The organism is Polyangiaceae bacterium (assembly GCA_015075635.1).
GTDB lineage: Bacteria > Myxococcota_A > Polyangia > Polyangiales > Polyangiaceae > JADJKB01.
Genome location: JABTUA010000001.1, coordinates 2,940,152 through 2,965,283, shown reverse-complemented (window position 1 = coordinate 2,965,283; position 25,132 = coordinate 2,940,152). Strand labels below are relative to the sequence as shown.

Below are 25,132 nucleotides of genomic sequence, written 5' to 3'. Positions count from 1 at the left end.
GCCCCGTAGCCCGGCGTTGAAGTCGCAGAGTTTGCGCGCGCGAGGTGGGAGGGGGTCGCACCGATCTGCGCGGGGGCGCTTCAGCTCGAAACAGGGCGGCCGTTTTCGTCGAGTGGAGCCATGCCCCCGACCGATCGCCGCCCGAGCACGCTCGCCCCGAGCCCGACCCATTCCATCGCGCCGATCCTGAGCATCTTCACCCTGCGCCCGAAGAGCGTGACCCTGAAGCCGAGCGTGCGTCCGGTGGTGCGCCCGCGCCGGACGGTGTTCTTCGTCGCGTTGCTCGCGCTCTCCGCGTTGGGGCTGCTGGGCTGGCAGCTGGCGAAGCCTCCGGAGCCCGATCGCGGGTTGCCCGTGGTCTTCGTCAACGGCGCGCCCAAGGAGAAGACGACGGATCGCGGCAAGCCCGAGCGCTGGGCCAACGCACCGGTGAGCGTGAAGCTGGACGCCTCCCTCCAGAAGCTCGGACCCGGGGCCAGCTCGGCGGTGCAGGCCGGGTTCGGTGCCTGGCTCGAGACGGACGCCTCGCTGCCACCGGTGACCTTCGACACCACCAGCGGCGCGAAGCCCGGCCTCGAGCCGGACGGTGTGAACGCGGTGCTCTTCGCGCCCATCGAGCTGGCCGGCCACAAGAAGGATCTGGCGCTGACCGTCAGCTTCGTGGACGCGGAGACCGGACGCATCCTCGAGTCCGACATCGTGATCAACTCGAAGAAGCCCTTCGCGGTCCTGGGCGGTGGCGCGAGCCCGCATCACGGGGACGACGACGACGACGGGTTCGACGCGCACGAGGCGCCCGGCTGCGACGGCGCATACGACTTGCAGAGCGTGGTGGCGCACGAGGCCGGCCACTTCTTCGGCCTCGGGGAGGACCACGAGGATCCCGCGACGACGATGTTCTACAAGACCGGCAAGTGCGAGCTCCGGAAGCGCGATCTGGAGCCGCCGGACCGCACGGTCATGGTGAGCCTGTATCGCCACCCGGCGCCCGAGAGCGCGGCGACGGACACCGGCGGCGGCTGCGGTGGGGCGAGCGTGGCGCGCCGGGATGCGCCGCTCTGGCAAGTCGCGCTGATGCTCGCGCTGACCGCGGCGGCCTGGGTGCGGCGGCGGAGGGTCACGTCGTGACGACCCACTCCCACCCGACGGACCTCTTGCCCCTGGTCGGGCTGGGTGCCGAGCAGCCCTGGCCGAGGGGCGCCGCGCGGCTGGACCTGGCCGGCTGCGTCGCGGGGCGCGAGCTCTGGAGCGCGTCGAGCGACGACGGCGAGCGCTTCTCCGTGATGACCTTCGCCGCGGAGCCGAGCCCCGACGAGCTTGCCGAGCTCGAGCGGGTCGCCGCTGGGTTGGGTGACCTCGGTGACGTCCCCGGGGTGGTCCGCGTGCTCGAGGCCAACGTGCGGCGCGGCTACCTCCGCCTCGAGCCCATCGTCGGGATCCTGCACGATCTGCCAGCCCTGGGGCTGAAGCTGGAGCGCAAGCTCGAGCTGTTCCGCGGGCTCGCGGCGGTGGTGATCGAGCTGCACTCGCGGGGGCGGAGCCACGGTGGCTTGTGCCCGGGCGTGGTCGGTCTCGACGAGGACCTCGGGCCGCGGCTGCTCGATCCCGGTGGCCAGGCGCCGGCCTCCATGGAGACGCGCCTGTACGCTGCGCCAGAGGTGCTGGACGGGGGCGGCGGCGACGCGCGCTCCGACGTCTACTCCCTGGGTCGTCTGCTTGCTTTCCTGTTGCTCGCGGCTGACCCGCCGCTGGAGACGGCGCTGGTGCCGCACCTGGGCTGTCTGGCCCGCGCACCGGCGGGTCTGTCCCGCATCGTGCGGCGCGCCACCTGCGTGGAGCCCCTCTTGCGCTACTCGAGCGTCGAGGCCCTCCTGCGCGACGTCGAGCGCTACGGCGACTACGAGAACGTCGGTCTGCTGCTGCCGAACGCGGCGGAGCAGAACTTCACCGGGCTCAGCACGCCGCCGGGGACCCCGCCGCGCGCCGCGTTGCCGCCGCCCGTACCCGCGCCGGCGCCGCCGTCCGGGCGAAGGCGCCTGGGCATGGCCACGGCCTTCGCCAGCGTGGGCCTCTGCGCGCTGGCGACGCTGTTCACCAGCCCCGTGACGAGCGCGAATCGCTGGCTGGCGCGCCGAGAGCTCGAGCGCGCGGCGCCAGCGGAGCGCGGTGCCGCCGTGGGGCGGCTGCTCGCACTGGGCGATCGGGATCTCGGCGGAGTTAGCTTCGAGGGCGCGGATCTGTCGGGAGCGACCTTGAGCTTCGCCGACCTCGCCGGAGCGAAGCTCGGCGGTGCCAACCTGAATCGAGCCGACCTGGCCGGCGCGAACCTGGACGGGGCGAGCGTGAGCTCGGTGTCCGCGCTGGGCGCCGACTGGTCCGGTGCGAAGCTGGACGGTGCGGTCGGGCTCGAGAGCGTGCGCTGCGACGACGAGACGCTGCCGCCCGAGGGCTGGGAGTGCCGCGCCGGGCTGTTCACCAAGGAGGCGCCATGAGGGCGAGGGGATTCTCGCTGGTCGAGCTGATGGTCACCGTCGGGATCGCGGGCGTGCTCGCCACGACGGCGACGCACGGCGTGCGAAAGTACGTGCTGGCGTCTCGCGCCGCCGAGGCGCGGAACAACGTCGGGCAGATGGCCAAGGACGCGAGCACGGCCTACGCGCGCGAGAGCATGGCGGGCACGGTCCTCGCCACCAAGAGCAAGGTCCAGAGCCAGAGTCGCCTGTGCGTCACGGCCACCCGCACGGTGCCGCAGAACGCCAAGTCGATCAAAGGTCAGAAGTACCAGTCGAGCCCGGCCGAGTGGGCCTACGACCAGAAGACCGCCGGCAAAGGCTTCGCGTGCCTGAAGTTCTCGGTCTCCGGGCCGCAGCACTTCCTCTACCGCTACAAGACCTCGACGACCAACGTCGCCAACGCCGGCAAGGTGAACGCCACTTTCGACGCCGTCGCGCAAGGGGACCTGGACGGCGACGGCGTGCTCAGCGAGATCAAGCTCAGCGGCAAGATCGTCCAGGCCGGCAAGGGTTCGGTGCTGGTCGTGGCGCCGGCCATCACGGAGACGAACCCGGAGGAGTGAGCGTGCTGGCCGGCAGGGTGAGCACGAACTCCGCCCCCGGACCCGGCCCCGAGAGGCGCACGTCCCCTCCGTAGGAGCGCACCAGCCCGCGCGTCACGGCGAGCCCGACCCCGTTGCCCCGTGAGCCCTTGGTGGTGAAGAAGGGCTCGAAGATCTTGTCCGCCAGCTCCAGCGGAACCCCGGGGCCGCTGTCACAGACGCTGAGGAGGACGTCGCGGTTCGTGCGCGCGCAGCTGACCGACACCCGCCCCTTGCGATCCGAGGCGTCCACGGCGTTCATCAGCAGGTTCAAGACGGCGCACTCGAGCTCCTGGCGGCGGCCGTGGACGGTGCAGTCGCTCTCGACCTCGAGGGCGATGTCGCACTGGTGGCCCCGGGCGAACAGGGAGGTGAGCCGAACGCAGTCGCGGGCGACGCCAGCGAGATCCACGTCCGCTGCCGGGAATTCCGAGGGGTTCTTCCCGGCGCGAGCCATCAGGTCCGTGGCGAACTCGGTCAGGCGCCCGAGGGATTCCCGCACGTCCGCGAGCGCCTCGCTGGCATCCGGGTCCCCGCGCGCGGCCGGCTCGACGAACTCCAGGTTGGTCTTGGCCGCCCCCAGCAGGTTGCGCATGTCGTGGGCGATGGCGCCCGTGACCACGGAGAGGGTCGCGGCGTTCTGAGCGCGGGCCAGCGCGGTTGCAGAGGCGGCGAGCTCCGCCTTCGCGCCGATCAGCGCGCGGTAGTCGCGGTGGACGAGCCAGCCGAGGGCGAGCGCCGTGACGCCCACGAACCCGATGCCCTTCAGCGTCTCGATCAACGCGTGATCGTGCGGATCGAGGGCGACCTCGCCGACCAGCAGGCTGGAGGCGACGATGTACGCCGCGGCCGCCAGGCCGTAGCCCAGCGCGACCTTGCAGGCCTTGCGCTTCGCGGTGCCAGCGGAGTCTTCCACGGGGACCTCACGGAGTGACGGCACGGTCGCGGGTTCCTTTAGGGTGAATCCAGCACTTCGCGCACCTTGTGGGCGAGCGCCTCCGGCGTGACGGGCTTCTGCAGGAACGCGACCCCCGAATCGAGCACGCCGTGGTGCAAGACCGAGTTCTGCGTGTAGCCGGACATGTACAGGACGCGGAGCGTCGGGCGCTGCGCGCGGAGCCGCTCCGCGAGCTCCTTCCCGCCGATCCGCGGCATGACGAGATCGGTCAAGAGCAGGTGAATGCTCGCGCCGTGCTGCTCCGAGATCAGCAGCGCGTCGCCGGCGCTCTGCGCCTCGAGCACGTGGTAGCCGAGCTTGCTCAGGATGGTGCGGCAGAGCGCGCGCACTCGAGCGTCGTCCTCGACCAGGAGCACCGTCTCCGAAGCGGCCCGCCGGGACGACGGCGGCGCGCTCGGCGCCAGCGACTCGGCTGGCCCCTCGGCGCGCGGGAAGTAGAGCTTGAAGGTCGTCCCTTTTTCCGGCTCGCTGTAGACCCAGATGTTCCCGCCGCTCTGGCGCACGATGCCGAACACGGTGGAGAGCCCGAGCCCGGTGCCGCGGCCCACCTCCTTGGTGGTGAAGAAGGGCTCGAAGATGCGGGCGCGGGTCTCGGCGTCCATGCCCTCCCCGGTGTCGGTGACCGCCAGCAGCACGTGCGGCCCGGCGCTCGCTTCCACGTGCTCGGCGGCGTAGGCCGAGTCGAGCTCGACGTTGGCGGTCTCGATGGTGAGCTTCCCGCCGCGCGGCATGGCGTCGCGGGCGTTCACGACCAGGTTCAGAATCACCTGCTCGAGCTGGGTCGCGTCCACCAGCACCGTACCGAGGGCCGGCGCGAGCAGCACCGTGAGCTCGACGTCCTCGCCGATGAGACGGCGCAGCATGCGCTCGATGCCTTGCAGGACCTCGTTCAGGCTCACTCGCTTCGGCTGGAGCACCTGCTGCCGGCCGAAGGCCAGGAGCTGACCGGTGAGCTCCGCCGCTCGCTTCCCCGCCGCGCGGACTTCTTCCAGGTCCGCCCGCGTCGGATCGGCGGCCGGCAGCGCGGCGAGCAGCAGGTCACTGTAGCTGATGATGATGGACAAGAGGTTGTTGAAGTCGTGCGCCACGCCGCCGGCCAAACGCCCGACGGCTTCCATCTTCTGCGCCTGACGGAGCTGCCCCTCGAGCTTGCGCTGGGCGGTCATGTCGCGAATGACACTGAGCGCCACCGGGGAGCCGTCGAGGGTGGACGCGGACAGCGAGATCTCGACGGGGAGCTCCGTTCCGTCCCTGCGGAGGGCGACGAGCGCGCGCCCGGCGCCCAGCCTTCGGGGGGCGGGCTCCGCAAAGAAGCCTGCGCGGCTCGCAACGTGTCTCTCACGGGCTGCCGGCGGGAGCAGCGCCTCGAGGGGCTCACCCGCCAGCGTGCCGGGCTCGTAGCCGAAGATCCGCTCGGCCTCCGGGTTGGCGTAGCGGATCTTGCCGTCGAAACCGACCGCCAGGATGGCGTCCGGTGCCGCAGCGGCCAGGTCGCGGAACATCTGCTCGCTGTGACGGAGGGTGTCCTCGCTCTGCTTGCGCGCGCTGATGTCGCGCGAGAAGATGCAGACCCCCGCGGAGACCGGGACGAAGCGGAGCTCGAACCAGGCCTTCTGCCCGTCCGGGTACTCGAACTCGTTCTCGAGCTCGGCCTGGGTGCGCTCGGTCAGGCAGGTCTGGAGCACCCGGTACATCGGCGTCTGGTCGATGCCCGGGAAGCACTCGACCATGCGGCGGCCGAGCAGGTCTTCCTTGGACCGCCGGGCGTGGGTGGCGACGGCGTCGTTCAGGTACAGGTAGCTGCCGTCGGGGGCGATGACCTGGCAGCCATCGGTCAAGTTGTCGAGCACGTCGCGGATCAGATCGAGCATGGTTCCCCCTGAGGACTCCCTTTCGAGGCACGCCGGCGGTCGAGCTGACGTGACGGTTGCTGTGCCGGGCCCGAGCTCCCGCTGCTTCCTCTGCCGGGTTCGATCGAATACGGTACTAGTTCGGATGGAAGGCGGACTCCAGAAGATCGACATCGATGCAGCGCTATCGGTCATCGTCGTGCCCCAACGGGGCGCGAGCGGGTCCGTGGTGGACTGGCAGTACGCCGAGGTGTCCGGTCCGGTGCTGGAAGTCCTGGGCAAGGGTCGCGACGAAGTGTTGGGTCACCGGCTGTCCGAGGTCGTCCCCGAGCAGTTCGCGACCTTGCACGCGCTCTGGTCGCGGGCGCTCGCCTCCGGTGAGCCCGGATCCATCCGGCTCGAGCACGGGCCCTTCAGCTTCGTGGTCAGCGCCCTCAGCCTGGGCGACCGGGTGGCCTGCACCGCGGTGGACGTGACGTCGCTGCACGAGAGCGAGGCGCGGTATCGCCTGCTCGCCGATCACGTGCAGGACGTGATCTGGGTCTTCGACCTCGGCCTCGGTCGCATGACCTACGTGAGCCCGTCGATCACGGCGCTCCGCGGGCTCAGCGTGGAGGAAGCGTTGGCCGAGCCCTTCGAGCGCTCCTTGACACCGGAGTCGCTGACGGAAGTGATGAGCCTGCTCGCGCGCGTGTTCGAGCCGGGATCACCGGACCGGCACGTCGGCATCTTCGACCAGCCGTGCAAGGACGGCTCGATCAAGCACGTGGAGATCACGACCACGCTGGTGCGCGACGAAGCAGGGCGGCCGGCAAAGGTGGTCGGCGTGTCCCGGGACGCGACCGAGCGCATCGCCGCCGAGCGCGCGCGGCTGGTCAGCGAGAAGTACCTGAGCGCCATCTTCGACCTGACGCTGGCGGGGCTGATCGTCGTGCGGCTCTCGGACCAGCGCCTGGTCAGCGTCAACGACGCCTGGCTCCGGCAGATCGGCTGGACCCGCCAGGAGGTCATCGGCAAGACCACGCTGGAGCTCGGCCTCTACCCGCGGCCGGAGGAGCGGCAACGCATCTACGAAGCGCTCGACGACGGCGGCGTGGTGCTGCCGATGGAGACGCACCTGCGGCGCAAATCCGGGGAGGAGGCGCTGTTCCTGCTCACCGCCAGCACCGCCGAGATCGGCGGCGAGAGATGCGCCATCGGCGCCTGGCACGACATCACGGCGCTGCGCCAGGCGGACGACGCCCTGCGTCGCAGTGAAGAGCGCTTTCGGGCGCTGATCGAGATGTCCTCCGACATGCTGGTGCTGGTGGACGAGGGGGGGCGGGTGCTGTTCTCGAGCCCGTCCGTCACCGAGCGCCTGGGCTGGTCCGCGGCGGAGATCCTGGGGCAGCACACCACCGAGCTGGTCCACCCGGATGACGTCGCGAAGGTCAGCGAGCAGCTCGCCGCGTTGCTCCAAGAGTCCGGGGTCACCTCGAAGCTCGGCATGCGCCTGCGCCACAAACAGGGCTCGTTCCGGGTCGTGGAGTGCGACGCGCGAAACCTGCTGCACGAGCCCGCGGTGCGCGCCGTGGTCATCAACGCCCGGGACGTGACCGAACGCCAGCAGCTGGAGGACCAGTTCCGGCAGGCGCAGAAGCTCGAGAGCGTGGGGCGCCTGGCCGGCGGAGTGGCGCACGATTTCAACAACCTGCTCACGGTGATCCTGAGCTGCGCGAGCGCGCTGAAGGATGACCTGGCGGCCGGATTGCCCGGCAACGTCGAGGACGCCGAGGAGATCCACGCCGCCGGCCAGCGCGCGGCGGATCTCACGCGACAGCTGCTGGCCTTCGCGCGCAAGCAGGTCGTGGCCATGGTGCCCCTCGATCTGAACGCGGTGGTGCGCCAGAGCGAGAAGCTGCTTCGCCGCGTGCTCGGCGAGGACATCGAGCTCCTCGTGCGCCTTCAGCCGGGCCTGTGGAACGTGATGGGCGATCTGGGGCAGATCGAGCAGGCCATCATGAACCTGGCGGTCAACGCCCGAGACGCCATGCCGGACGGCGGCACGCTCAGCGTGGAGACGGCGAACGTGCGCCTGGACGAAGGCACCGAGTGGGTGCGGCTCACGGTGCGGGACACCGGCGCCGGCATCCCCGACGAGATCCGCGAGCACCTGTTCGAGCCATTCTTCACCACCAAGGCGGCGGGCAAGGGGACGGGGCTCGGCCTGGCCACTGTGTACGGCATCGTGCAGCAAGCGGGCGGGCGCGTGGAGCTCCAGAGCCAGCTCGGGCGCGGCACGACGTTCGAGCTGTCGTTCCCGCGGAGCTCGGGGCCGGTCCGGCCGGCGTCGGAGCTGCCGGCGGCCGCGCTCGACCGAGGCGACGAGCAGGTGCTGGTGGCAGAGGACGACGCGCCGGTGCGCGCCATCATCGTGCGCGCGCTCAGGCGTGCGGGCTACCGCGTGCTCGCCGCGCAGAACGGCGCCGACGCGCTGGCCATGGTGACCGAGATGCGGGCGAAGCCCGACCTGCTGATCACGGACGTCGTGATGCCCGGCATGGACGGTCGCACGCTGGTGGAGGCGGCGCGGCGGCAGCAGCCCGCGCTGAGGGTGCTCTACCTCTCGGGTTACACTCACGACATCATCACCGCGAAGGGCGTGAGCGAGCTGGGCATCGAGCTACTGGCCAAGCCCTTCACCGAGCGCGAGCTGCTCGGGCGGGTGCGGGTCATCCTGGACGGGTGAGATTTCAGCGGCCCGTGCCGACTCGTGGCGCTATGCTGCGTTCCCGAGCTTCATGGATTGCCTCCCGATCCTCCAGCGGCTCCTGGCCGAAGAGCCGCACGTCGAGCTCGCGGTGCTGTTCGGCTCGCGCGCCAGCGGTCGTGCCACCTCTGCAAGCGACGTCGACCTGGGCCTGCGGTTCGCACCCGACGCTTCTTCAGCCCAGCGTCAATCGCTGTCCAACGTGCTGGAGCGAGCGCTGGGCGCCCCGCTCGACCTGATCGATCTGGACGAGGCACCGCCGCTGCTGCGCATGGAGCTGGCACGGTCCGGCGTCGTCGTGAAGGAAGCGAAGCCGGGCAGCTGGACGAGCTTCCGCGCCAGGGCGATGCTCGACTGGTGGGATTTTGCGCCCTACGCACGGCGCATCCAGCGTGCGGCCATTGCTCGGCTGGACGGTTCCGAACGTGGTGCGCGCTGAGGTCGCCGGGCAGAAGATCGCGAAAGCCGAGGCGTGGCTGCGCGACGTGGAGGAGCTCCTCGCCGCGACTCCGGAGACCCTGCTCGAGGACGCGCGCCGCGCGGACCTGGCTGCGTTCTATCTGTTCCTCGCCATACAGGAGGCCATCGATCTCGCCGCGCACTGGATCGCCGACGCAGGTTGGCCCCCGGCCGACGACGAGGGCTCGACGTTCGACGTCCTGGCGGACCGCGGTGGCATCACGCCGGAGCTCGCGAGCGGCATGCGCGCGATCGTGCGCGTACGAAATCGCATCGCCCATGGCTACGCCAGCGTGGACCACCAGCGGATCCGCGCCGAGGCCCCCGCGGGCATCGCTACGCTGCGCGAGCTCTTCGCGGCGGTCGCTGCGGCGTCGCGCGCCTAACCCGCTCGAGCGGGCGGATGCGCGAGCGCGTCCACGCCGAGCTCAGAGAACAGCGCCACGCGGTCTCGCCCGCTCCCCTTGGCGGCGTACAGGGCGCGGTCCGCGCGGACGAGCAGCGAGTCCAGCGCTTCGCCGGGCTGGCGCTGCGCCACGCCGAAGCTGGCGGTCACCCGGAGCTCGGTGCCGCGGACGCTGGCGGCCCCGAGGCGCGCGCGCAGGCGCTCGGCGACCACCGCGGCCTCACTCTCGCTGGTGGCAGGCAAGACCACCAGGAACTCCTCACCACCGGCGCGGCCTGCCAGATCTTCGCGCCGGCAACACGCGGTCGCCACGCGGGCGACGTGACGGAGCACGCGATCCCCGGCGTCGTGACCGAAGCTGTCGTTCACTCGCTTGAAGTGATCGACGTCGAAGGAGATCACGGACAGCGGCACGCGCCGCCGGTCCGAGAACGAAGCGGCCATGCGGAGCGCCGTGATCAACCCGCGGCGATTCGCGATGCGGGTGAGCGGATCGGTGACGGTCATGCGCCGGACCCGGGCGTTGGCGGCCCTGAGCTCGCGGTTCTTGGCGGCCAGGTCCAGGTTGAGCTGCGCGAGCTGCTCCAGCATGTGCGCGCGCTCGACGACCACCGAGAGCGTGTTGGCGATCTCCTGGAAGACCTGCACGTGCGCCGCGTCGTAGCTGCCCTTCTTCAGGCTCGAGAAGAACAAGAATCCCACCGGGCGCCCGGCGGTGACGAGCGGGCAGGTCAGGCTCGAGCGCACGCCCTCGCTCAGGATCCTGCCCGTGGCTTCCGAGCTCGGGTGGCTGGCGTAGTAGGCCTCGAGGTCGTTGATGATGCGGGGCTTCTTCGTCTGGAGGATGCGCTCGAGGCTGGAACCCTTCATTGGCGCCGCGAAGCCGCGCTGGATCCCCTTGGCGTCGTATTCGGCCCGGGCCCAACGCGCCCGGAGCACCTGGTCGCCCTGCTCGAGCAGGGCCAGGCCGATGCGCTCGTAGGGGATGAGCTCGCGGAACGACTCGTAGACGTGATCCGCGATGTCCTCGAGGTACACGCCGGCGTTGATCTTCTCGGTCACGGCGCGGAAGACGCGGTCTTCGCGCGCGCGGAGCTGGAGGGACGTAGCCACGTCCACCGCGCGCAGCATCAGGCCCCGGAGGTCCGACGTTCTGGGCAGCTCGCTCATACCCGGGGAAGACGGCAAGTTGCCTTGGGCCTAAAGCATTCGGCGCGCCGTCCGTTACGTTTCGATGCGGTGGATACAATCGCTTTGGCCGAAGCTCCGGAGACGACGGGTCGCCCGTCGATCCAGCTCAGGATGCTGCTTCTCTCGGAGGTTCCGCTGCCTCTGCCGGCAGACTCCGCCGCGCCGGACAAGGCGCGGGATCTGGACGAGGCCCTGCTCCTGCTCGGCCAGAACCCCTACGACGCCGTGATCGTGGACGTGTCGAGGGGCGACCGCCTCTCCGACTTGACGGCGATCAATCAACGGGCGCCTCACGCGGCGCTGGTGGCTCTGACGCCGTCAGGGTCGCCGGAGCGCTGCTTCGAAGCCTGGCGCCATGGCGCCCAGGAGTGCCTGCCGGCGACCGCGGCGGGCGTGCTGGAGTTGCAGCGCGCGGCGCGTCGCGCGCTGGAGCGCAAGTGGCTGAACAGCTTCGTGGAGGAGCGCGTCGGCCTCTTGGAGAGCGCGTTCCAGTCCGTGTCGCCGGGCATCGCGGTGCTGAGCGCGGACGGGAACTTGGTGCTCGCCAACTGCTCCTGGCGAGCCTTCGCCCAGCAGACCGACGACGCGCTGTCGAGCCTGGACGTCGGGGCGAGCGTGCTCGATGCGCTCGACGGATGCGACGAGCTCAGCGCGCACGAGCTGTCCGCCGGGATCCGCCTGGTGCTCTCCGGGTGCTTGCCCACGATCCGTGCCGAGGTCATCCGCGTCTTCGACGGCGCATCGCGCTGCTTCCTGATCCAGATCGATCCCATGCCCGAGCGTCAGGGCGTGGTCGTCACCCAGACCGACATCACCGACCGGAAGCTGACCGAGGAGGCGCTGCGGCGCTCGGAGGTGGACCACCGCCGCTTGCTGGAAGATCTCCCGCAGGGCGTCGCGGTGGAGCGCGACGGGGTGTTCCTGTGGGTGAATCGCGCCGCGCTGAAGATCATGGGCTACGACGCGCCCGAGCAGCTGGTGGGGAGGCGGCTCGAGTCGGTGGTCCACCCCGAGGACGCCCGCTCGTTGAACGACCCCGGTCCGCGCGACATTCGCTTGATCAAGGCAGACGGCAGCCTGGCGCTGGTCGAGACCCGGTCGCTCCGCGTGCTCTTCGACGGCGCGCCGGCGGTCATGATCATCGGAACCGACGTCGGTGAGCATCGAGCGCTCACGGCCCGCATGATGGAGGTCGATCGCATGTCCAGCGCCGGCCTCTTGGCCGCTGCGCTGGGCCACGAGATCAAGAACCCGATGGCGTTCGTCTCGGCCAACGTGGACATCGCCCTGCGCGAGGCGGCGGAGGCGCTCCGTGCGTACGAGCAGGCGCCGGCCCGTCCCGAAGCGCTGTGCGACATGGTCGCGGCCCTGCGCGAGATCCGCGGCGCGCTCCAGGACGCGCGTCAAGGAGCGCGTCGCGTCGAGGCGGTGGTCGAGGATCTGAAGGCCTTTTCCCGGCCCGAGCAGCGGCAGGACGCCGCGGTGCCCATCGAGCGGGTGCTCGACGCGGCGGTGAACATGACCAAGAACGAGCTGCGCCACCGGGCGCGCTTGACCAAGACCTACGCTGCCGTCCCGGCGGTCAGGGCCAGCGAGGCGCAGCTCGGGCAGGTGTTCTTGAACCTCCTGACCAACGCCGCGGACGCCATCCCGGTCGGGGACGCCGCCCACAACGAGATCGAGCTCCGGCTGTTCTCGAAGGACGGCCGCGTGGTGGTCGAGGTCCGGGACACCGGCGCCGGCATCGCTCCGAAGGATCTGTCCCGGGTGTTCGACGCGTTCTTCACCACCAAGCCGGTGGGGCAGGGCACCGGTCTCGGCCTGGCCATCTGCCGCAACATCGTCCAGGCCATGGGCGGCAGCATCGCCGTCGAGAGCGAGCTGGGCGCCGGAACGACCGTGCGCATCTCGCTCTTGCCTGCGGCCGAGGAGGAGAGCCCGGCCAGCCACACCTCCACGATCTCGCCGCTGAAGCCCCTGGACGACGCGCTCCGCGTGCTGGTCGTGGACGACGAGCCACTGATCGGCCGGGCCGTGGCGCGCTGCCTCGGCAAGCACAACCAGGTGCGCTGGGTCTCGAGTGGTCGAGAGGCGCTGGAGGTGCTCGACACCGAGCACTTCGACGTCGTGTTCCTGGACGTGATGATGCCCGACATGACGGGCATCGACCTGTACGAGCAGCTGTCAGCTCGGGCGCCGGAGATCGTGCCCCGGATCGTGTTCGTGACCGGCGGCGCGTTCACGGCCTCCGCGCGGCTGTTCCTGGAGCGCGTGCCCAATCGCCAAGTGGGCAAGCCCTTCGAGGCCCGGCACCTCCGAGCCGTCGCCCAGGAGGTCGCCGCCCTCGCCGGGAACGGTCAGATTGACCGCCGCCGGTCCTGCTGACCCGCCCGCGCCGCGGCTAAGTCGCCGGAATGTCGCGGCTCAGCGCTGGCACAGGGCGTGCTGATGCAGCCGGCATGACCGACTCCCGCGACTTCGACCTCTCCAGCTTGATCGACCGCGTTCGCAAGATGGCCGCGCGCATGAAGAAGCGCCTGCCGCCGCACGTGGACATCGACGACCTGATCGGCGCGGGTTACCTGGGTCTGTCGCAGGCGCTGGCTCACGGCGAGGTCGGCGATCCGGGCGCGTTCGAGGCGTACGCGCTCCAGCGGGCCATGGGCGCGATGCTCGACGAGCTCCGCGGCAACGACCAGCTCACCCGCGGGCAGCGCCGCCTCGCGCGCCAGCTCGCCGAAGCGGAGAAGGGCCTGGGTCAGGAGCTCGGACGCCGCCCGGAGCCGGAGGAGATCGCGGCCCGGCTCGGCATCTCCACCGCCGATCTGGCGCAGGCTCGCGGGCGCACCGCACGTCACGATCGGGTGAGCCTGTCGGTGGTCGACTCACACGGTCCCGCGCACTCGACCTTCCGCCCGGACGCGATGCTGGACGCCGTCCGGCAAGCCGAGCGGCTCCGTGGCGCGCTGGCGGAGCTGCCCGGGCGCCTTCAGACCATCGTCGATCTCACCTGTGGGGAGGAGCTGACGCTCCGCGAGATCGGCCAGCGTCTGGGGGTCACCGAGGCGCGCGTCTGCCAGCTGAGGCAAGAGGCCGTCCGCCGCCTGCGCACGCGCTGCGCGCCCAGCGAGTGGGGGAACGCGGCCTGACTCAGTCTTCGCCGTCGTCGCCGCGGTTTTCCTGCACGCGCTTGACCAGGCGGCGGAAGTTCGAGGCGTCCATGCCCGACAGGCGGGCGGCCTCGGCGACGTTGCCCGCGGCCACGTCCAGCACTCGCGCCAGGTAGGCCCGCATGAACTCGTCGCGGGCGTCGGCCAGCGGCTGCAAAGTGAGCGAGTCGCTGGCAGGCCGGCCCGGGCTGACCGCGTTCGCGCGTAGCGTCGCTGGCAAGAGGTCGGCCGTGATGGTGTCGCCCCGGCAGAGCACCAACGCTCGTTCGACGGTGTTCTCGAGCTCGCGCACGTTTCCCGGCCAATGGTAGGCGGTCAGCGCCTCGAGGGTCGCGGGCTCGACGTGAGGCTTGCCTCGGCCGAGGCGCTGGCCGTGCTTGTGGAGGAAGTGCTGGACCAACGCCGGGATGTCCTCGCGACGCTCGCGCAGCGGCGGGATCTCGATGCTGAACACGTTCAGGCGGTAATACAGATCCTGTCGGAAGCGTCCGGCCTCGAACCTCTTTTGCCAGATCGCGGTTGGTGGCCGCGATGATGCGGACGTTCACCTTCCGTGACTCGCTCGAGCCCACGGGCCGAATCGTCCCTTCCTGGAGCACCCGCAGCAGCCGGGCCTGGGTGGTCGGCGCGAGCTCGCCCACCTCGTCCATGAACAGCGTGCCGCTCGAGGCGGTCTCGAACAGGCCCCGGCGAGCGCTGGTTGCACCGGTGAACGCGCCCTTCATGTGGCCGAACAGCTCGCTCTCGAGGAGCGAGTCCGTCAGCGCGGCGCAGTTGACGTCCACGAAGGGGCGGCCGCTGCGGTCGCTCTGCTGGTGAACGGCCCGGGCCACCAGCTCCTTGCCCGTCCCGCTTTCACCCAGGACGAGCACGGTGACATCGGCCGGTGCGACCGCCGAGACGTGGGCGCCGACCTGGCGCATCGCGGCCGACTCGCCCACCAGGCCCTGGGCGCGCTGGGAGGCCTGGAGCTGGCTCTCCAGGAAGCGGTTTCGAGCGACCAGGCGCTTGTGCTCGATGGCGCGACGAACCGCCGGGATCAGCGTGTTCTGCGGGTCGACGGGCTTGACCAGGTAATCGTACGCGCCCAGGCGCATGGCCTCGACGGCGGCGGAGACCGTCGCCTGGCCGGTCATCAGCAGCACCGGGATGTCGCGCCAGCGGGCGTGGGCCTCGGTCAGGAGGTCGAACCCGGTCTTGCCCGGCATCAGCACGTCGGTGATCAGCACGTCCACCTCGTCGGCGTGCTCGGTCAGGGCTGCCAGTGCCTCGGAGGCGGTCTCGAAGTCCCGTACAGTGAATCCCCCGGCTCCCAGGGCCCGGCAGACGGCGCGCCGCACCAACGGCTCGTCCTCCACCACATAGACGCAGCCGAGCCGCCCGGTCGCGGTCACTCTGACTGCCTGCTCGGTCTCCGCTCCCAAGGGACGGTCATAATGACCTGGCCGGTTTGCCCGGCGCAAGCCTCGGCTCCGGGAAATCGCGTCGATGGGGTTCGGGCCCGGTTCCTGCAGTGCCGGATGCGAGTCCCACCCAACCGGGAGGCCGTCGTCATGCAGAGCCCCATCTCGATCGAGTCCGTCGCCGTCGAACCCGCTCCGAGCGCGCGCTCGCTCGACGCCAGCGGCCGCGTCGATCGCTACCTATTGCAGCGGCTGCTCGCACGCGGCGGCGGGGCAGACGTCTACGTCGCGACACACGCCTACACCGGCATGCAGGTCGCGTTGAAGGTGCCGCGCGAGGGCAGCCCGGTGATCCGCGCGCGCTTCGAGCGCGAGATCCAGGCACTCGCTCGCGTGCACGGCCCTGGCGTCGTCGAGATGCTCGACGCCGGTGAGGCGGATGGGCGTCAGTTCATCGTCTTCCGAGCGCTCGAAGGTCGCACGCTGAGCGGCCTCCTGGCGGCTCGCGGTCAGCTCAGCGTGGCGGACACGCTCGAGGTGGGCGTCGCGCTCGCGCAGGCGCTCCGGCGTTGCCACGACGCCGGCGTCATCCACCGGGACGTGAAGCCGTCGAACGTCTTCGTCGGCCCCGGACCTGGCGAGCAGGTCACGTTGCTCGACTTCGGAATCGCCAAGCTCGGCGATCTGCCCAAGTCGGCCGAGAAGCTGACCCGTGAGCACACGCTGCTCGGGACGCCGGAGTACATGGCCCCGGAGTGCCTGCTCTCGTCGCCGGAGGTGGACGAGCGGGCCGACGTGTACGGGCTCGGGGTCACCCTCTACGAGTGCTTGACCGGAAAGGTCCCGCACGAGGGCGGCTACGCCGACGTGCTCCTGAAGCACTCGACGTCGGCGCCGGCGCCGGTGGAAGCCGTGCGTCCCGACGTGCCGCCGGCGCTGGCGGCGGTCGTCGCGCGCTGCCTCGAGCGCGTTCCCGAGGATCGATTCCAGAGCATGGGCGAGCTCGCCGACGCGCTCGCGGCCTGCGTCAGTGCGCCGGGCCACACCATCGACCTCTTCGGACGCGAAGGCACCGGCGTGGATCACGTCGCTCAGACCCTGGCGGACTCGCCGATCGCGAAGACCAGCGACCCCGAGCCGCGCCAATTCCGGCGCAAGCACCCTCGCGCTCCGTACATCACGTTGGCGCGCATCACCACTTCGAGCGGCGAACGCGTGGACGGGCGAATCGAGGAGGTGAGCGAAGGCGGGCTTCAGTTCGTCGGCGACCGCGGCATCGCGGTCGGACAATTGGCGAAGATCCGCTTCTCCCTGCCCGCGACCGGCCTGGTCTGTGAGGTCTCCGCCATCGCCCGCTGGAACCGTACCGTGCGTGGCAACAACGCCACCGGCTTCGAGTTCATGGAAATCACCGACGCCGCGCGCTCCGAGATCCGGCAGTACGTGTCGATCATGTGTCCGGGAGGCTGAGGTGTCGCGACGTGCCGGGGCTCTGGTCACTCTCGTGGCCGTGGCGACTCTGGCCCGTCCCGCGCTGGCGGACGGCGTGAAGGTGCACGGCGTCGCTGCGGCGGCCAAGGCCTTCGGCGGCCATCAGGAGCGCGAGCTCGGGCCGGGCGCCGTCGGTCTCGCGGCGCTCGAGCTGCCAATTGCTCCGGCCCTCGGCGCCCAGCTCGAGGTCGGCGCGCTCTGGCTCAGCGCGGGCGAGACGCCGGAGGATCCGCGCTTCGAAGCGCAGGGCGACGCCTCCGCGACCCACGTCGCTGGCGGTCTACGCGTGAATCCGGTAGCTGGGCTCTGGCTGGCCGCAGCGGCTGGCCCGACCCGTACCGGGGGTCAGACGCGAGCGCTCGCGGACGCGCAGGTCGGCTGGGACTTCTTCTTCCACCACGGGCGCTTCGGTGTCGGCCCCGTGATCGGCTGGGCCCACGTTTTCCAGCCCGACTCGGAGCTCCGGCCCGCCGACGCCAACGTCGTCTTCGCCGGCGTGCACGCGGTCTGGGATCCGGACAAGGGCCCCAAGCCCGACGGCGATCGCGATCGCGACGGGATCAAGGACTCGGTCGATCGCTGCCCGGACGATCCGGAGGACAAGGACGGCTTCCAGGACGAGGATGGCTGTCCCGACCGCGACAACGACGGCGACGGCATCCTCGACGCGATCGATCGATGCCCGCTCGTTCCCGAGGACGCGGACGGCTTCGAGGACGCCGACGGTTGCCCCGACCCCGACAACGATCGGGACGGCATCCTCGATCCGAAGGACGCCTGCCCGAACGAGCCCGAGGACAAAGACGGCTTCGAGGACGAGGACGGCTGCCCGGATCCCGACAACGACCAGGACGGCATCCTCGATCCGAAAGACGCCTGCCCGAACGAGCCCGAGACCAAGAACGGCTACGCCGACGAGGATGGCTGCCCGGACTCGGAGCAGGTGCGGGTCACCGGAGACAAGATCGTGCTCGACGATCGCGTCCACTTCTGGACCAACAGCGCGCGCATTCGTCCGGCCAGCTACCCGCTGCTCGAGCGGGTGGCGAAGCTCATCCTGTCGCAGCCGAGCTACGCGCACATCGAGGTCCAAGGGCACACGGACGAGCGTGGTCCGGCTTGGTTCAACCAGAAGCTGAGCGACGATCGCGCCCAGAGCGTGCTCGAGTTCCTGGTGAAGCAAGGGCTCGAGCGCTCCCGGCTCTCCTCGCGCGGTTTCGGGGCCACCGTGCCGCTGGTCGAGAAGAAGAGCGAGCGCGCCTGGTTCATGAACCGGCGCGTGGAGTTCGCCATCACCCGCGAGACTCGCAGCGTGGAGCGGGCGGGAGGGAAGCCATGACCAAGCTCGGCGCCGTGCTGACCCTGGTCGCCCTCGCGGCGTCGTGCAGCGACGGCGGGGTGGTCGGAGGACGCTGCCGCTACGAGGGTTGCGTCGAGCCCGGCGGCGCGGGCGCCGGCGGTGACGCGGGCGGCGACGCCGGCGACGCGGGCGATGCGCCGGCGGACCAGCACTCGGGCAACGACGCCAAGCACCCGGACGCGGACGCGGCGAGCTCGGACGCCGAGGGCGGGAGCCCCGACGCCGGCGACTCCGGCTGCTCCCCGCCCTACGACCAGCCGTCGAAGTGCGGCGACTGCGCGACCCAGTGCAGCGGTGCGGCCCCGATTTGCGCGCCGCTGGACGGCGGCTACGCCTGCGTGCCGGCGTGTACGCCGCCGCTCAGCTACTGCGCGCCGGAGTGCGTGGATCTCGACAGCGATCCCGAGCACTGCGGCGCCTGCAACAACGCCTGCCCGAGCGGGATCTGCCAGGCCGGGAAGTGCCTGGGTGCCTCCGCCGGTCACGTCGTGCTGCTCTGCATGAGCTTCGAGCAGAACCAGCAGAGCTCGCCCGGGACCGCGTTGCTCGGTAACGCCGTGTTCCTGCCGCCGGGCAACCCGGTTCGCGTCCTCGCCTACGACGAGTTCTCGCCGAACCCCATCGAGAACAAGGTCAAGCAGGCCATCGGCTGGGCGGCGGCCGCGAAGGGGCGCTCGTATACGGCGACCGCCGTAGGTTCGAGCGCCGCCGTGCCGAGCCAGCTCGACAAGCAGAGCTTCGACGTGTTCCTCGTCTACGACCAGACCGCCGCTCCCGCTGGCGCCCTCGCGGCAGCGGGCAGCGCCTGGAACGCGGCGCTCGCCAGCTTCGTTCAGAAGGGCGGCGTGGTGGTCGTGGCCTCCGGCGGCGGCGGAACGGGTGAGATGGGCGCACTGATCCAGAGCGCCGGCCTGCTGTCCGTGAGCGGTCAGACGGACGTCACCGGCCAGGTGCTGTTCAACCTGGCGCCGTGGGACGCAGTCGGCCTCAACGTCCTGTCGCCGTTCCTCGCACTCAATCGCACATGCAGCTTCACGACCAGCGCGCAGTCGGGGCCGGGCCTCACTTTCGTGGTCTCGGGCGCCGCCGACGCCGGAGCCGCCGCACCGGTCGTGGTCCACCGGGTGCCATGAGCCCGCCTTCAGGAACCATCGAAGGAGCCGTTATGCTGAACATGACCATGCCCGCCGCAATCGAGAGCCCGCGAGAGCGGCGTGACACGCCGGACCCGCTGACGACGAAGAAGATCAGCGGAACGGTGCTGATCGTGGACGACGACGAGACGCTGCTCCGGAGCCTCGCGCGGCTGCTCCGGCTCCGGGGCTACGAGCCCAAGACCGCCACCAGCGCTGCCGCCGCCATCGAGCTGGTCCAGACCGAGCGCTTCGACGTGGTGCTGAGCGACATCGCGATGCCCGGGATGGACGGCATCGAGCTCCTGCGCAACATCCGCGACACCGACCTGGTGGTGCCGGTCATCCTGATCACCGGCGCGCCAGCGGTCTCGACCGCCGTGGACGCCGTGGAGTACGGCGCGTTCCGCTACCTGACCAAGCCCGTGGAGAACGACGACCTGGTCGCGACGGTGGAGAAGGCCGTGCGCTACCACCGCATGGCGCGCATGAAGGCCAGGGCGGCGGAGCTGCTCGGCACCGAGACGGCAGGGCCGGGCGACCGCGCAGGGCTCGAGGTCAGCTTCGAGCGCGCGCTCGAGACCCTGTGGATCGCCTATCAGCCCATCGTGGACGCGCGGAATCGACGCGTCTTCGGCCACGAGGCGCTGCTGCGGTCGAGCGAGCCGAGCCTGCCGCACCCGGGCGCGGTGATCGACGCGGCGCTGCGCCTGGAACAGCTCGACGTGCTCGGGCGCTCGATCCGGGCGCGCGCGGCGGGCCCGGTGGCGGAGAACCCGGCCGCTGGCGCCTTGTTCGTCAACCTGCACGTGCGGGATCTGCTCGACCCGACGCTGACCGCGCAGGAGTCGCCGCTGTCGCGCATCGCCTCCCGCGTCGTGCTCGAGATCACCGAGCGCGCCGCCCTGGACGAGGTCGGCGACGTGCGCCCCCGCATCGCGCGGCTCCGGGAGATGGGCTTCCGGATCGCCATCGACGATCTGGGCGCGGGCTACTCGGGGCTCACCAGCTTCGCGCAGCTCGAGCCGGAGGTGGTGAAGCTCGACATGTCGCTCGTGCGCGGCATCGACTCGAGCGCCACCAAGCAGAAGGTCGTCCGGTCCATGAGCAGCCTGTGCCGAGACATGGGCATGCTGGTCGTGGCCGAGGGCGTCGAGACGCCTGCCGAACGCGACGCCCTGGTCGAGCTCGGCTGCGACCTCCTGCAAGGCTACCTGTTCGCCAAACCGTCACGACCCTTTCCTCAGATCTCGTGGTGAGCGCCATGCCGAGCACGAACCCCAAGCCAATGCCCGACTCCTGCGAGCCGCCGCCGCCGCCGAGCCGAATCGCGCTGATGCCACCGCCGCCGAGCCGCGCTGCCCCGCCGACCGCCATCACCCGCAAGGACATGCCCGCGGTGCGCGTGCCCGCGGAGGCCGAAGAGGCCGAGCCCGTGGTGTTCAACGAGGAGCGCATCACGCAGGTGAGCGCGCCGCCGGGGCCGGCGTCTCAGACGGAGAGCGTGGTCTTGATTCGGCTCGACGGCGTGGACGCGGGGAGTTTGGTGTCGCTCGGCACCGAGACCTGCGCCATCGGGCGCCACCATCAGAATCAGCTCCAGATCGAGGACGGTGGGGTCAGCCGCTTCCACGCCCGCGTCACCTGGCTCGGCAACGCCCACGCGATCGAAGATCTGGCCTCCAGCAACGGCACCTGGGTGCGCGGCCGGCGCATCAGCCGCGCGGTGCTGGGGGACGGCGATCTGGTGCAATTCGGCTCGCACGCCTGCTTCCGCTACACCGTGACGGACGGCATGCACGAGCGCCTGTTGCGCCAGCTCCACGAGTCGAGCACGCGCGACCCGCTCACCGGTGCCTACAACCGCCGCCACTTCGAGGAGCGCCTGCGGGCCGAGCTCGCGTACGCGGTGCGGCACGGCACCGAGCTGGGCGTGATCATGTTCGACATCGACCACTTCAAGCGCGTGAACGACACCCGCGGGCACGCCGCCGGCGACGCGGTGATCCGACACATCGCTCAGGTCACCCAGGCGCAGCTCCGGAGCGAGGACGTGTTCGCGCGCTACGGCGGCGAGGAATTCGTGGTGCTGCTCCGGGCGACGGACGCCAAGAACACGCAGCGGGTCGCCGAGCGCATCCGCGCCAGCATCGAGGTCCTGCCCGCGAGCTTCGAGGCGCAGGCCATCCCGGTCAGCGTGAGCGGCGGCTGCGCGACGCTGGGTGAGGGGGGCGAGCGAACGGGTCCGGCGATGCTGCGCCGGGCCGACGAGCGCCTCTACGCGGCCAAGCGTGCCGGCCGGAACCGGGTCGTGGGCGTCGCTTCGGCGCCGGGCCAGGGAAGGGCGTAGGCTAAAGTTTCGCGTCTCCCTGCCGTCTTGGGGGGTGCTGCTCGGAACCGAGAACCTCGTGCCGCCCGCCGACCTGAACATCCGCATCGTCGCCCCGCTGCTCGCGTACTTGCGCGAGCGGGGGGGCGAATCGGCGCTGGCCGAGCTGGCGAAGCAGGCAGACGTCCCGATCGACACGCTGCGCGCCGAAGACGCTTGGCTCGGGCACCCTGCGTTCGAGCGCGTGCTGACAGCGGCGCGCGCCAAGCTCGAGACCGACGAGGAGTTCACGGAGGCCTGCGCCCACGACATCACCGAGAAGACCGGGCCGACCCGCTTCCTGATCGGCGCCATCGGTCCCCGCGACGCCTACGAGCTCGGCGCCCGGAACATGCGGGTGCTCACCCGTGTGAGCCGCGTCGAGACCCGGCGGGAGAAGAACGGCGCGGTCACCATCCGCTACACCAGCCAGGTGCCGGAGAGCCGGCTCATGTGCCTGTCGCGGCAGGCGCAGATGGCGAACCTGCCGCGGATGTGGGGCCTGCCGAAGGCACACCTGGAGGAGAAGCACTGCATCGCCAACGGCGACGAGTGCTGCGAGTACCGCCTGAACCTGTACTCGCACAATCGCTGGCTGCCGCCGGTGCTCGGGCTGATCGCCGGCGGCGGGTCGGCGGCGCTGATGGGCAGCTTCGAGATCAGCGGCCTCGGCTCCAGCGCATTGGTCGCGCTGGCGGGTGCGGGCCTCGGCTACCTGGTGGAGCTCCGGCGCACCACGCGACTGAACGCGCTGGCCTCCCGCGAGATCAACGAGGGCTACTTGAAGCTGACGCGCGCCGAGGCCGACGCGCGGCGCGAAATCCTGGCGCTGACCGCGCGCCAGCACGAGTGGATCCGCCGCCTGGAGGAGCGCGACGGCGACGACGGGCACGCCGTGGAGCACGCCGCGCGTGGCATCGAGGCGGTGCGCGAGCAGTGGATCGGCTCGATCCGCGGCTTCTCCCACGATCTCCGCAGCCCGCTGACCGTGGTCAAGACCAACGTCGGGTTCCTGCGCGAGAGCGGCGCGGTCACCGACGAAGAGGGCGAGGCGGTGCTCGACGACATTGTTGCGGGCATCCAGCAGATGGAGAAGATGCTGGCCGACCTGATGAGCGTGGCCACGCTCGACATGGGCAGCGTGCGGCTCGAGCCGGAGACGGTGCGAGTGTCGGTCTTGGCCGAGCGCATCCGCTCGCGCATCAACGCCCTGGTCCACGGGCGGCAGGTGCGCGCCAGCGTGCTCCCGACCCGAGAGGCGCCGGAGAGCATCGACTGCGACCCGCTGCTCCTGGATCGCGTGCTGGACAACCTCTTGAGCAACGCCGCGAAGTACACCGAGCGCGGCAGCATCGTGATCGAGGTGGACGGCACGCCCGGCTACCTGACGATCAAGATCTCGGACACCGGCAAGGGCATCGACGAAGCGGAGCTCGAGCGCGTGTTCGAGCCCGGCGGCTCGCGTCGCGCCCGCCGCTCGGCGAACAGCTGGGGCGTGGGCCTCTCGGTGGTGGTGCAGCTCCTGTCGCGCATCGGCGGACGGCTCGAGGTGATGAGCAAGCCGGGGACGGGCACCACCTTCTGGGCGCACTTCCCGATTCGGGCCCGGCAGAGCATCCCGGCGCCCGCGACGCAGGCGAGCAAGCTGGCGGAGGTCGTGAGCATCCGCCGGCTGAGGTCCGCCTGAATCCTCCACCTCAACATCGAACGGAGCGACGAGACATGAGCTCGGAGAGCGCAGTCAGCTTGAGCTTGGTGACGACGAAGACGGAGGCGGCGCCCTTGGCAATCGACGTGTTCCTCCGCTACCTGAAGGCGGAGGGCGTCCGCTACGTGTTCGGGATCCCCGGCGGCCTGTTACATCCCCTGTTCGAGTGGCTGGAGGAGGACGCGGAGCTCGATCTGATCGTGAGCAAGCACGAGGAGGGCGCGGCGTTCATGGCGGACGGCTACGCGCGCGTCTCGGGACGCCTGGCCGTGTGCGCTGGCACCGCCGGCCCGGGCGCGACCAACCTGATGACCGGCGTCTCCTGCGCGTTCGCCGACGGCGTTCCGATGCTGGTCATCACCGGGCAGGCTGCGAGCCACGCGCTGGGCCGCGGAGCGGCACAGGAGACGGCGCGCGAGGACATGGACATCGTCGAGATGTTCCGCCCGGTCACCAAGTACAGCGCGATGGTCACCGCGCCCGCCAGCCTGCCGCGGCACCTGCGCCGTGCGCTGCGGCTGGCGCTCTCGGGACGTCCGGGGCCGGTGCACCTGAACGTGCCGGTGGATCTCTGGGAGAAGCCGCTGGAGGAGGACTGGTTCGATCCCAAGACCTATCGGCCCGAGACCCACACCTTCGACCGGCACGCGGTGCGAGAGAGCGCGGAGCTGTTGCTGAACGCTTCGCGGCCCGTGCTCCTCGCCGGCTCCGGCGTGGCCTCGGCCCGCGCCCGGGATCACCTGATCGCGCTCGCGGAGCTCCTGTCTGCGCGGGTGGCGACGACGCCTCGGGCCAAGGGTGTGTTTCCGGAGTCCCATCCGCTGAGCCTCGGCGTGCTCGGCGTGGCGGGTCATCGCGCCGCCAGAGAGACCATCTTGGGCGACGAAGTGGACGTGCTCCTCACGCTGGGCGCGTCGCTCAACGAGACCAGCACGCTCAACTGGCACCCGAGCTTCTGCCCCTCCCGCGCGCTCATTCAGTGCGACATCGACGCCGAGCGCATCGGACGCAACTACCCCGTGGACGTCCCGCTGGTGGGTGACGTCCACAACATCCTGACGGAGCTCGTCTACCACCTTCATCGCCGCATCCGCGAGGGCGCGGAGGTCGCCTCGAGCTGGCCTTCGGCCCCAGAGCTCGAGCGGGGTCACGCGCGCTTCGACGACGCGGAGCTGCGCCAGTCCGACGCTCTCCCGCTCAAGCCGCAGCGCTGGCGCTGCGACCTGATGGAGGTCCTGCCGCGCGACGCCATCCTGTTCTCGGACATTGGCGGTCACATGCTGTTCAACATCCACCACCTGGAGGTCGAGCACGGGCAGGACTTCATCATCAACCTGGGCTTCGGCTCCATGGGGCACGGCACCGCCGCGCCCATCGGGGCGGCCTTGGCTCAGCCGGACCGCACGGTGGTCGCCATCGTCGGCGACGGCTGCTTCACGATGAACGGCATGGAACTGCTCACCGCGAGCGAATACGGCATCCCGGTGCTCTGGATCGTCGAGAACAACAACATGCACGGCATCACCTTCCACGCCAGCGCCCGAGTGGGCAAACACGGGCGACCGCTCCAGTCCATCCGCTACGAGCGGCCCATCGAGGTGGCGAGCATCGCGCGCTCCATGGGGATGCGCGCCTGGGTGGTGGACGCGCCGGGGCGCCTTCAGCGCGCCGTGAACGAGTGGCTCGCGTCGCGGGCTCCCGGTCTGATCGAGGTGCGCGTGGACGGCGCCATCCCGCCGCCCATGGGCGGTCGCGTGCAGTCGCTGTCGGGCTTCATCCGGCGCTGAGGAGC

Annotated in this window: 18 protein-coding genes; 14 read left to right on the top strand and 4 right to left on the bottom strand. The window is 70.6% G+C overall.

Going from position 1 to position 25,132, the window contains the following annotated elements:
- Positions 1-120 precede the first annotated feature (120 nt).
- From HS104_13385 to HS104_13375, 3 genes are all read left to right on the top strand, one after another.
- Positions 121-1,128 carry a hypothetical protein gene (locus tag HS104_13385; GenBank protein ID MBE7480960.1) on the top strand — a complete coding sequence of 336 codons (1,008 nt, stop codon included), beginning with the start codon at positions 121-123 and terminating at the stop codon, positions 1,126-1,128.
- A 914-nt stretch (positions 1,129-2,042) separates the two neighbouring features.
- On the top strand, positions 2,043-2,492 hold the full coding sequence (locus tag HS104_13380) for a pentapeptide repeat-containing protein (GenBank protein ID MBE7480959.1): 450 nt from the start codon (positions 2,043-2,045) through the stop codon (positions 2,490-2,492).
- Positions 2,489-3,076: a prepilin-type N-terminal cleavage/methylation domain-containing protein gene (locus tag HS104_13375; GenBank protein ID MBE7480958.1), complete on the top strand. Its 588-nt coding sequence runs from the start codon at positions 2,489-2,491 to the stop codon at positions 3,074-3,076. The genes HS104_13380 and HS104_13375 overlap by 4 nt, the downstream gene beginning before the upstream one ends.
- Here the strand turns inward: HS104_13375 and HS104_13370 are convergent.
- Positions 3,051-4,010, bottom strand: coding sequence for a HAMP domain-containing histidine kinase (locus HS104_13370; GenBank protein ID MBE7480957.1), 960 nt, complete (start codon positions 4,008-4,010; stop codon positions 3,051-3,053). The genes HS104_13375 and HS104_13370 overlap by 26 nt on opposite strands.
- A gap of 38 nt (positions 4,011-4,048) precedes the next feature.
- Complete coding sequence (locus HS104_13365) at positions 4,049-5,923, bottom strand: PAS domain S-box protein (protein ID MBE7480956.1); 1,875 nt, start codon at positions 5,921-5,923, stop codon at positions 4,049-4,051.
- A 124-nt stretch (positions 5,924-6,047) separates the two neighbouring features.
- Here HS104_13365 and HS104_13360 point away from each other — a divergent pair, with 124 nt between their 5' ends.
- From HS104_13360 to HS104_13350, 3 genes are all read left to right on the top strand, one after another.
- Complete coding sequence (locus HS104_13360; protein MBE7480955.1) at positions 6,048-8,630, top strand: PAS domain S-box protein; 2,583 nt, start codon at positions 6,048-6,050, stop codon at positions 8,628-8,630.
- A gap of 112 nt (positions 8,631-8,742) precedes the next feature.
- Positions 8,743-9,090: a nucleotidyltransferase domain-containing protein gene (locus HS104_13355; GenBank protein MBE7480954.1), complete on the top strand. Its 348-nt coding sequence runs from the start codon at positions 8,743-8,745 to the stop codon at positions 9,088-9,090.
- Positions 9,077-9,496: a DUF86 domain-containing protein gene (locus HS104_13350; GenBank protein ID MBE7480953.1), complete on the top strand. Its 420-nt coding sequence runs from the start codon at positions 9,077-9,079 to the stop codon at positions 9,494-9,496. Before HS104_13355 ends, HS104_13350 begins: the two co-directional genes overlap by 14 nt.
- On the opposite strand, the gene HS104_13345 is transcribed toward HS104_13350, so the two are convergent.
- Complete coding sequence (locus HS104_13345; protein MBE7480952.1) at positions 9,493-10,686, bottom strand: GGDEF domain-containing protein; 1,194 nt, start codon at positions 10,684-10,686, stop codon at positions 9,493-9,495. The genes HS104_13350 and HS104_13345 overlap by 4 nt on opposite strands.
- Positions 10,687-10,755: 69 nt before the next feature.
- Here HS104_13345 and HS104_13340 point away from each other — a divergent pair, with 69 nt between their 5' ends.
- Positions 10,756-13,092, top strand: coding sequence for a response regulator (locus HS104_13340; GenBank protein ID MBE7480951.1), 2,337 nt, complete (start codon positions 10,756-10,758; stop codon positions 13,090-13,092).
- Between the two features lie 604 nt (positions 13,093-13,696).
- Here HS104_13340 and HS104_13335 read toward each other — a convergent pair.
- The gene (locus HS104_13335) at positions 13,697-15,301 is read right to left on the bottom strand and encodes a sigma-54-dependent Fis family transcriptional regulator (GenBank protein ID MBE7480950.1); all 1,605 of its coding nucleotides are present in this window, start codon (positions 15,299-15,301) and stop codon (positions 13,697-13,699) included.
- A 129-nt stretch (positions 15,302-15,430) separates the two neighbouring features.
- Here HS104_13335 and HS104_13330 point away from each other — a divergent pair, with 129 nt between their 5' ends.
- Genes HS104_13330 through HS104_13300 form a run of 7 tightly spaced genes read left to right on the top strand, consistent with a single transcriptional unit; the run spans position 15,431 to position 25,127 of the window.
- Positions 15,431-16,750, top strand: coding sequence for a protein kinase (locus tag HS104_13330; protein ID MBE7480949.1), 1,320 nt, complete (start codon positions 15,431-15,433; stop codon positions 16,748-16,750).
- Position 16,751: 1 nt separating this feature from the next.
- Positions 16,752-18,110 carry an OmpA family protein gene (locus HS104_13325; GenBank protein ID MBE7480948.1) on the top strand — a complete coding sequence of 453 codons (1,359 nt, stop codon included), beginning with the start codon at positions 16,752-16,754 and terminating at the stop codon, positions 18,108-18,110.
- Positions 18,107-19,264 carry a hypothetical protein gene (locus HS104_13320; protein MBE7480947.1) on the top strand — a complete coding sequence of 386 codons (1,158 nt, stop codon included), beginning with the start codon at positions 18,107-18,109 and terminating at the stop codon, positions 19,262-19,264. The genes HS104_13325 and HS104_13320 overlap by 4 nt, the downstream gene beginning before the upstream one ends.
- A gap of 47 nt (positions 19,265-19,311) precedes the next feature.
- On the top strand, positions 19,312-20,523 hold the full coding sequence (locus tag HS104_13315; protein MBE7480946.1) for an EAL domain-containing response regulator: 1,212 nt from the start codon (positions 19,312-19,314) through the stop codon (positions 20,521-20,523).
- A gap of 5 nt (positions 20,524-20,528) precedes the next feature.
- Entirely contained in the window at positions 20,529-21,614 is a 1,086-nt protein-coding gene (locus HS104_13310) for a GGDEF domain-containing protein (protein ID MBE7480945.1), read from the top strand.
- 34 nt (positions 21,615-21,648) lie between these two features.
- On the top strand, positions 21,649-23,319 hold the full coding sequence (locus tag HS104_13305; GenBank protein MBE7480944.1) for a HAMP domain-containing histidine kinase: 1,671 nt from the start codon (positions 21,649-21,651) through the stop codon (positions 23,317-23,319).
- Positions 23,320-23,354: 35 nt separating this feature from the next.
- Complete coding sequence (locus HS104_13300) at positions 23,355-25,127, top strand: thiamine pyrophosphate-binding protein (GenBank protein MBE7480943.1); 1,773 nt, start codon at positions 23,355-23,357, stop codon at positions 25,125-25,127.
- The last annotated feature ends 5 nt before the right edge of the window (positions 25,128-25,132 follow it).

Excerpts from the sequence above, each read along its gene's own strand:
- HS104_13385 (MBE7480960.1), top strand. The coding sequence starts at position 121 with ATGCCCCCGACCGATCGCCGCCCGAGCACGCTCGCCCCGAGCCCGACC.
- HS104_13380 (MBE7480959.1), top strand. The coding sequence starts at position 2,043 with ATGGCCACGGCCTTCGCCAGCGTGGGCCTCTGCGCGCTGGCGACGCTG.
- HS104_13375 (MBE7480958.1), top strand. The coding sequence starts at position 2,489 with ATGAGGGCGAGGGGATTCTCGCTGGTCGAGCTGATGGTCACCGTCGGG.
- HS104_13365 (MBE7480956.1), bottom strand. The coding sequence starts at position 5,923 with ATGCTCGATCTGATCCGCGACGTGCTCGACAACTTGACCGATGGCTGC.
- HS104_13360 (MBE7480955.1), top strand. The coding sequence starts at position 6,048 with ATGGAAGGCGGACTCCAGAAGATCGACATCGATGCAGCGCTATCGGTC.
- HS104_13345 (MBE7480952.1), bottom strand. The coding sequence starts at position 10,686 with ATGAGCGAGCTGCCCAGAACGTCGGACCTCCGGGGCCTGATGCTGCGC.
- HS104_13330 (MBE7480949.1), top strand. The coding sequence starts at position 15,431 with ATGCAGAGCCCCATCTCGATCGAGTCCGTCGCCGTCGAACCCGCTCCG.
- HS104_13320 (MBE7480947.1), top strand. The coding sequence starts at position 18,107 with ATGACCAAGCTCGGCGCCGTGCTGACCCTGGTCGCCCTCGCGGCGTCG.
- HS104_13315 (MBE7480946.1), top strand. The coding sequence starts at position 19,312 with ATGCCCGCCGCAATCGAGAGCCCGCGAGAGCGGCGTGACACGCCGGAC.
- HS104_13310 (MBE7480945.1), top strand. The coding sequence starts at position 20,529 with ATGCCGAGCACGAACCCCAAGCCAATGCCCGACTCCTGCGAGCCGCCG.
- HS104_13300 (MBE7480943.1), top strand. The coding sequence starts at position 23,355 with ATGAGCTCGGAGAGCGCAGTCAGCTTGAGCTTGGTGACGACGAAGACG.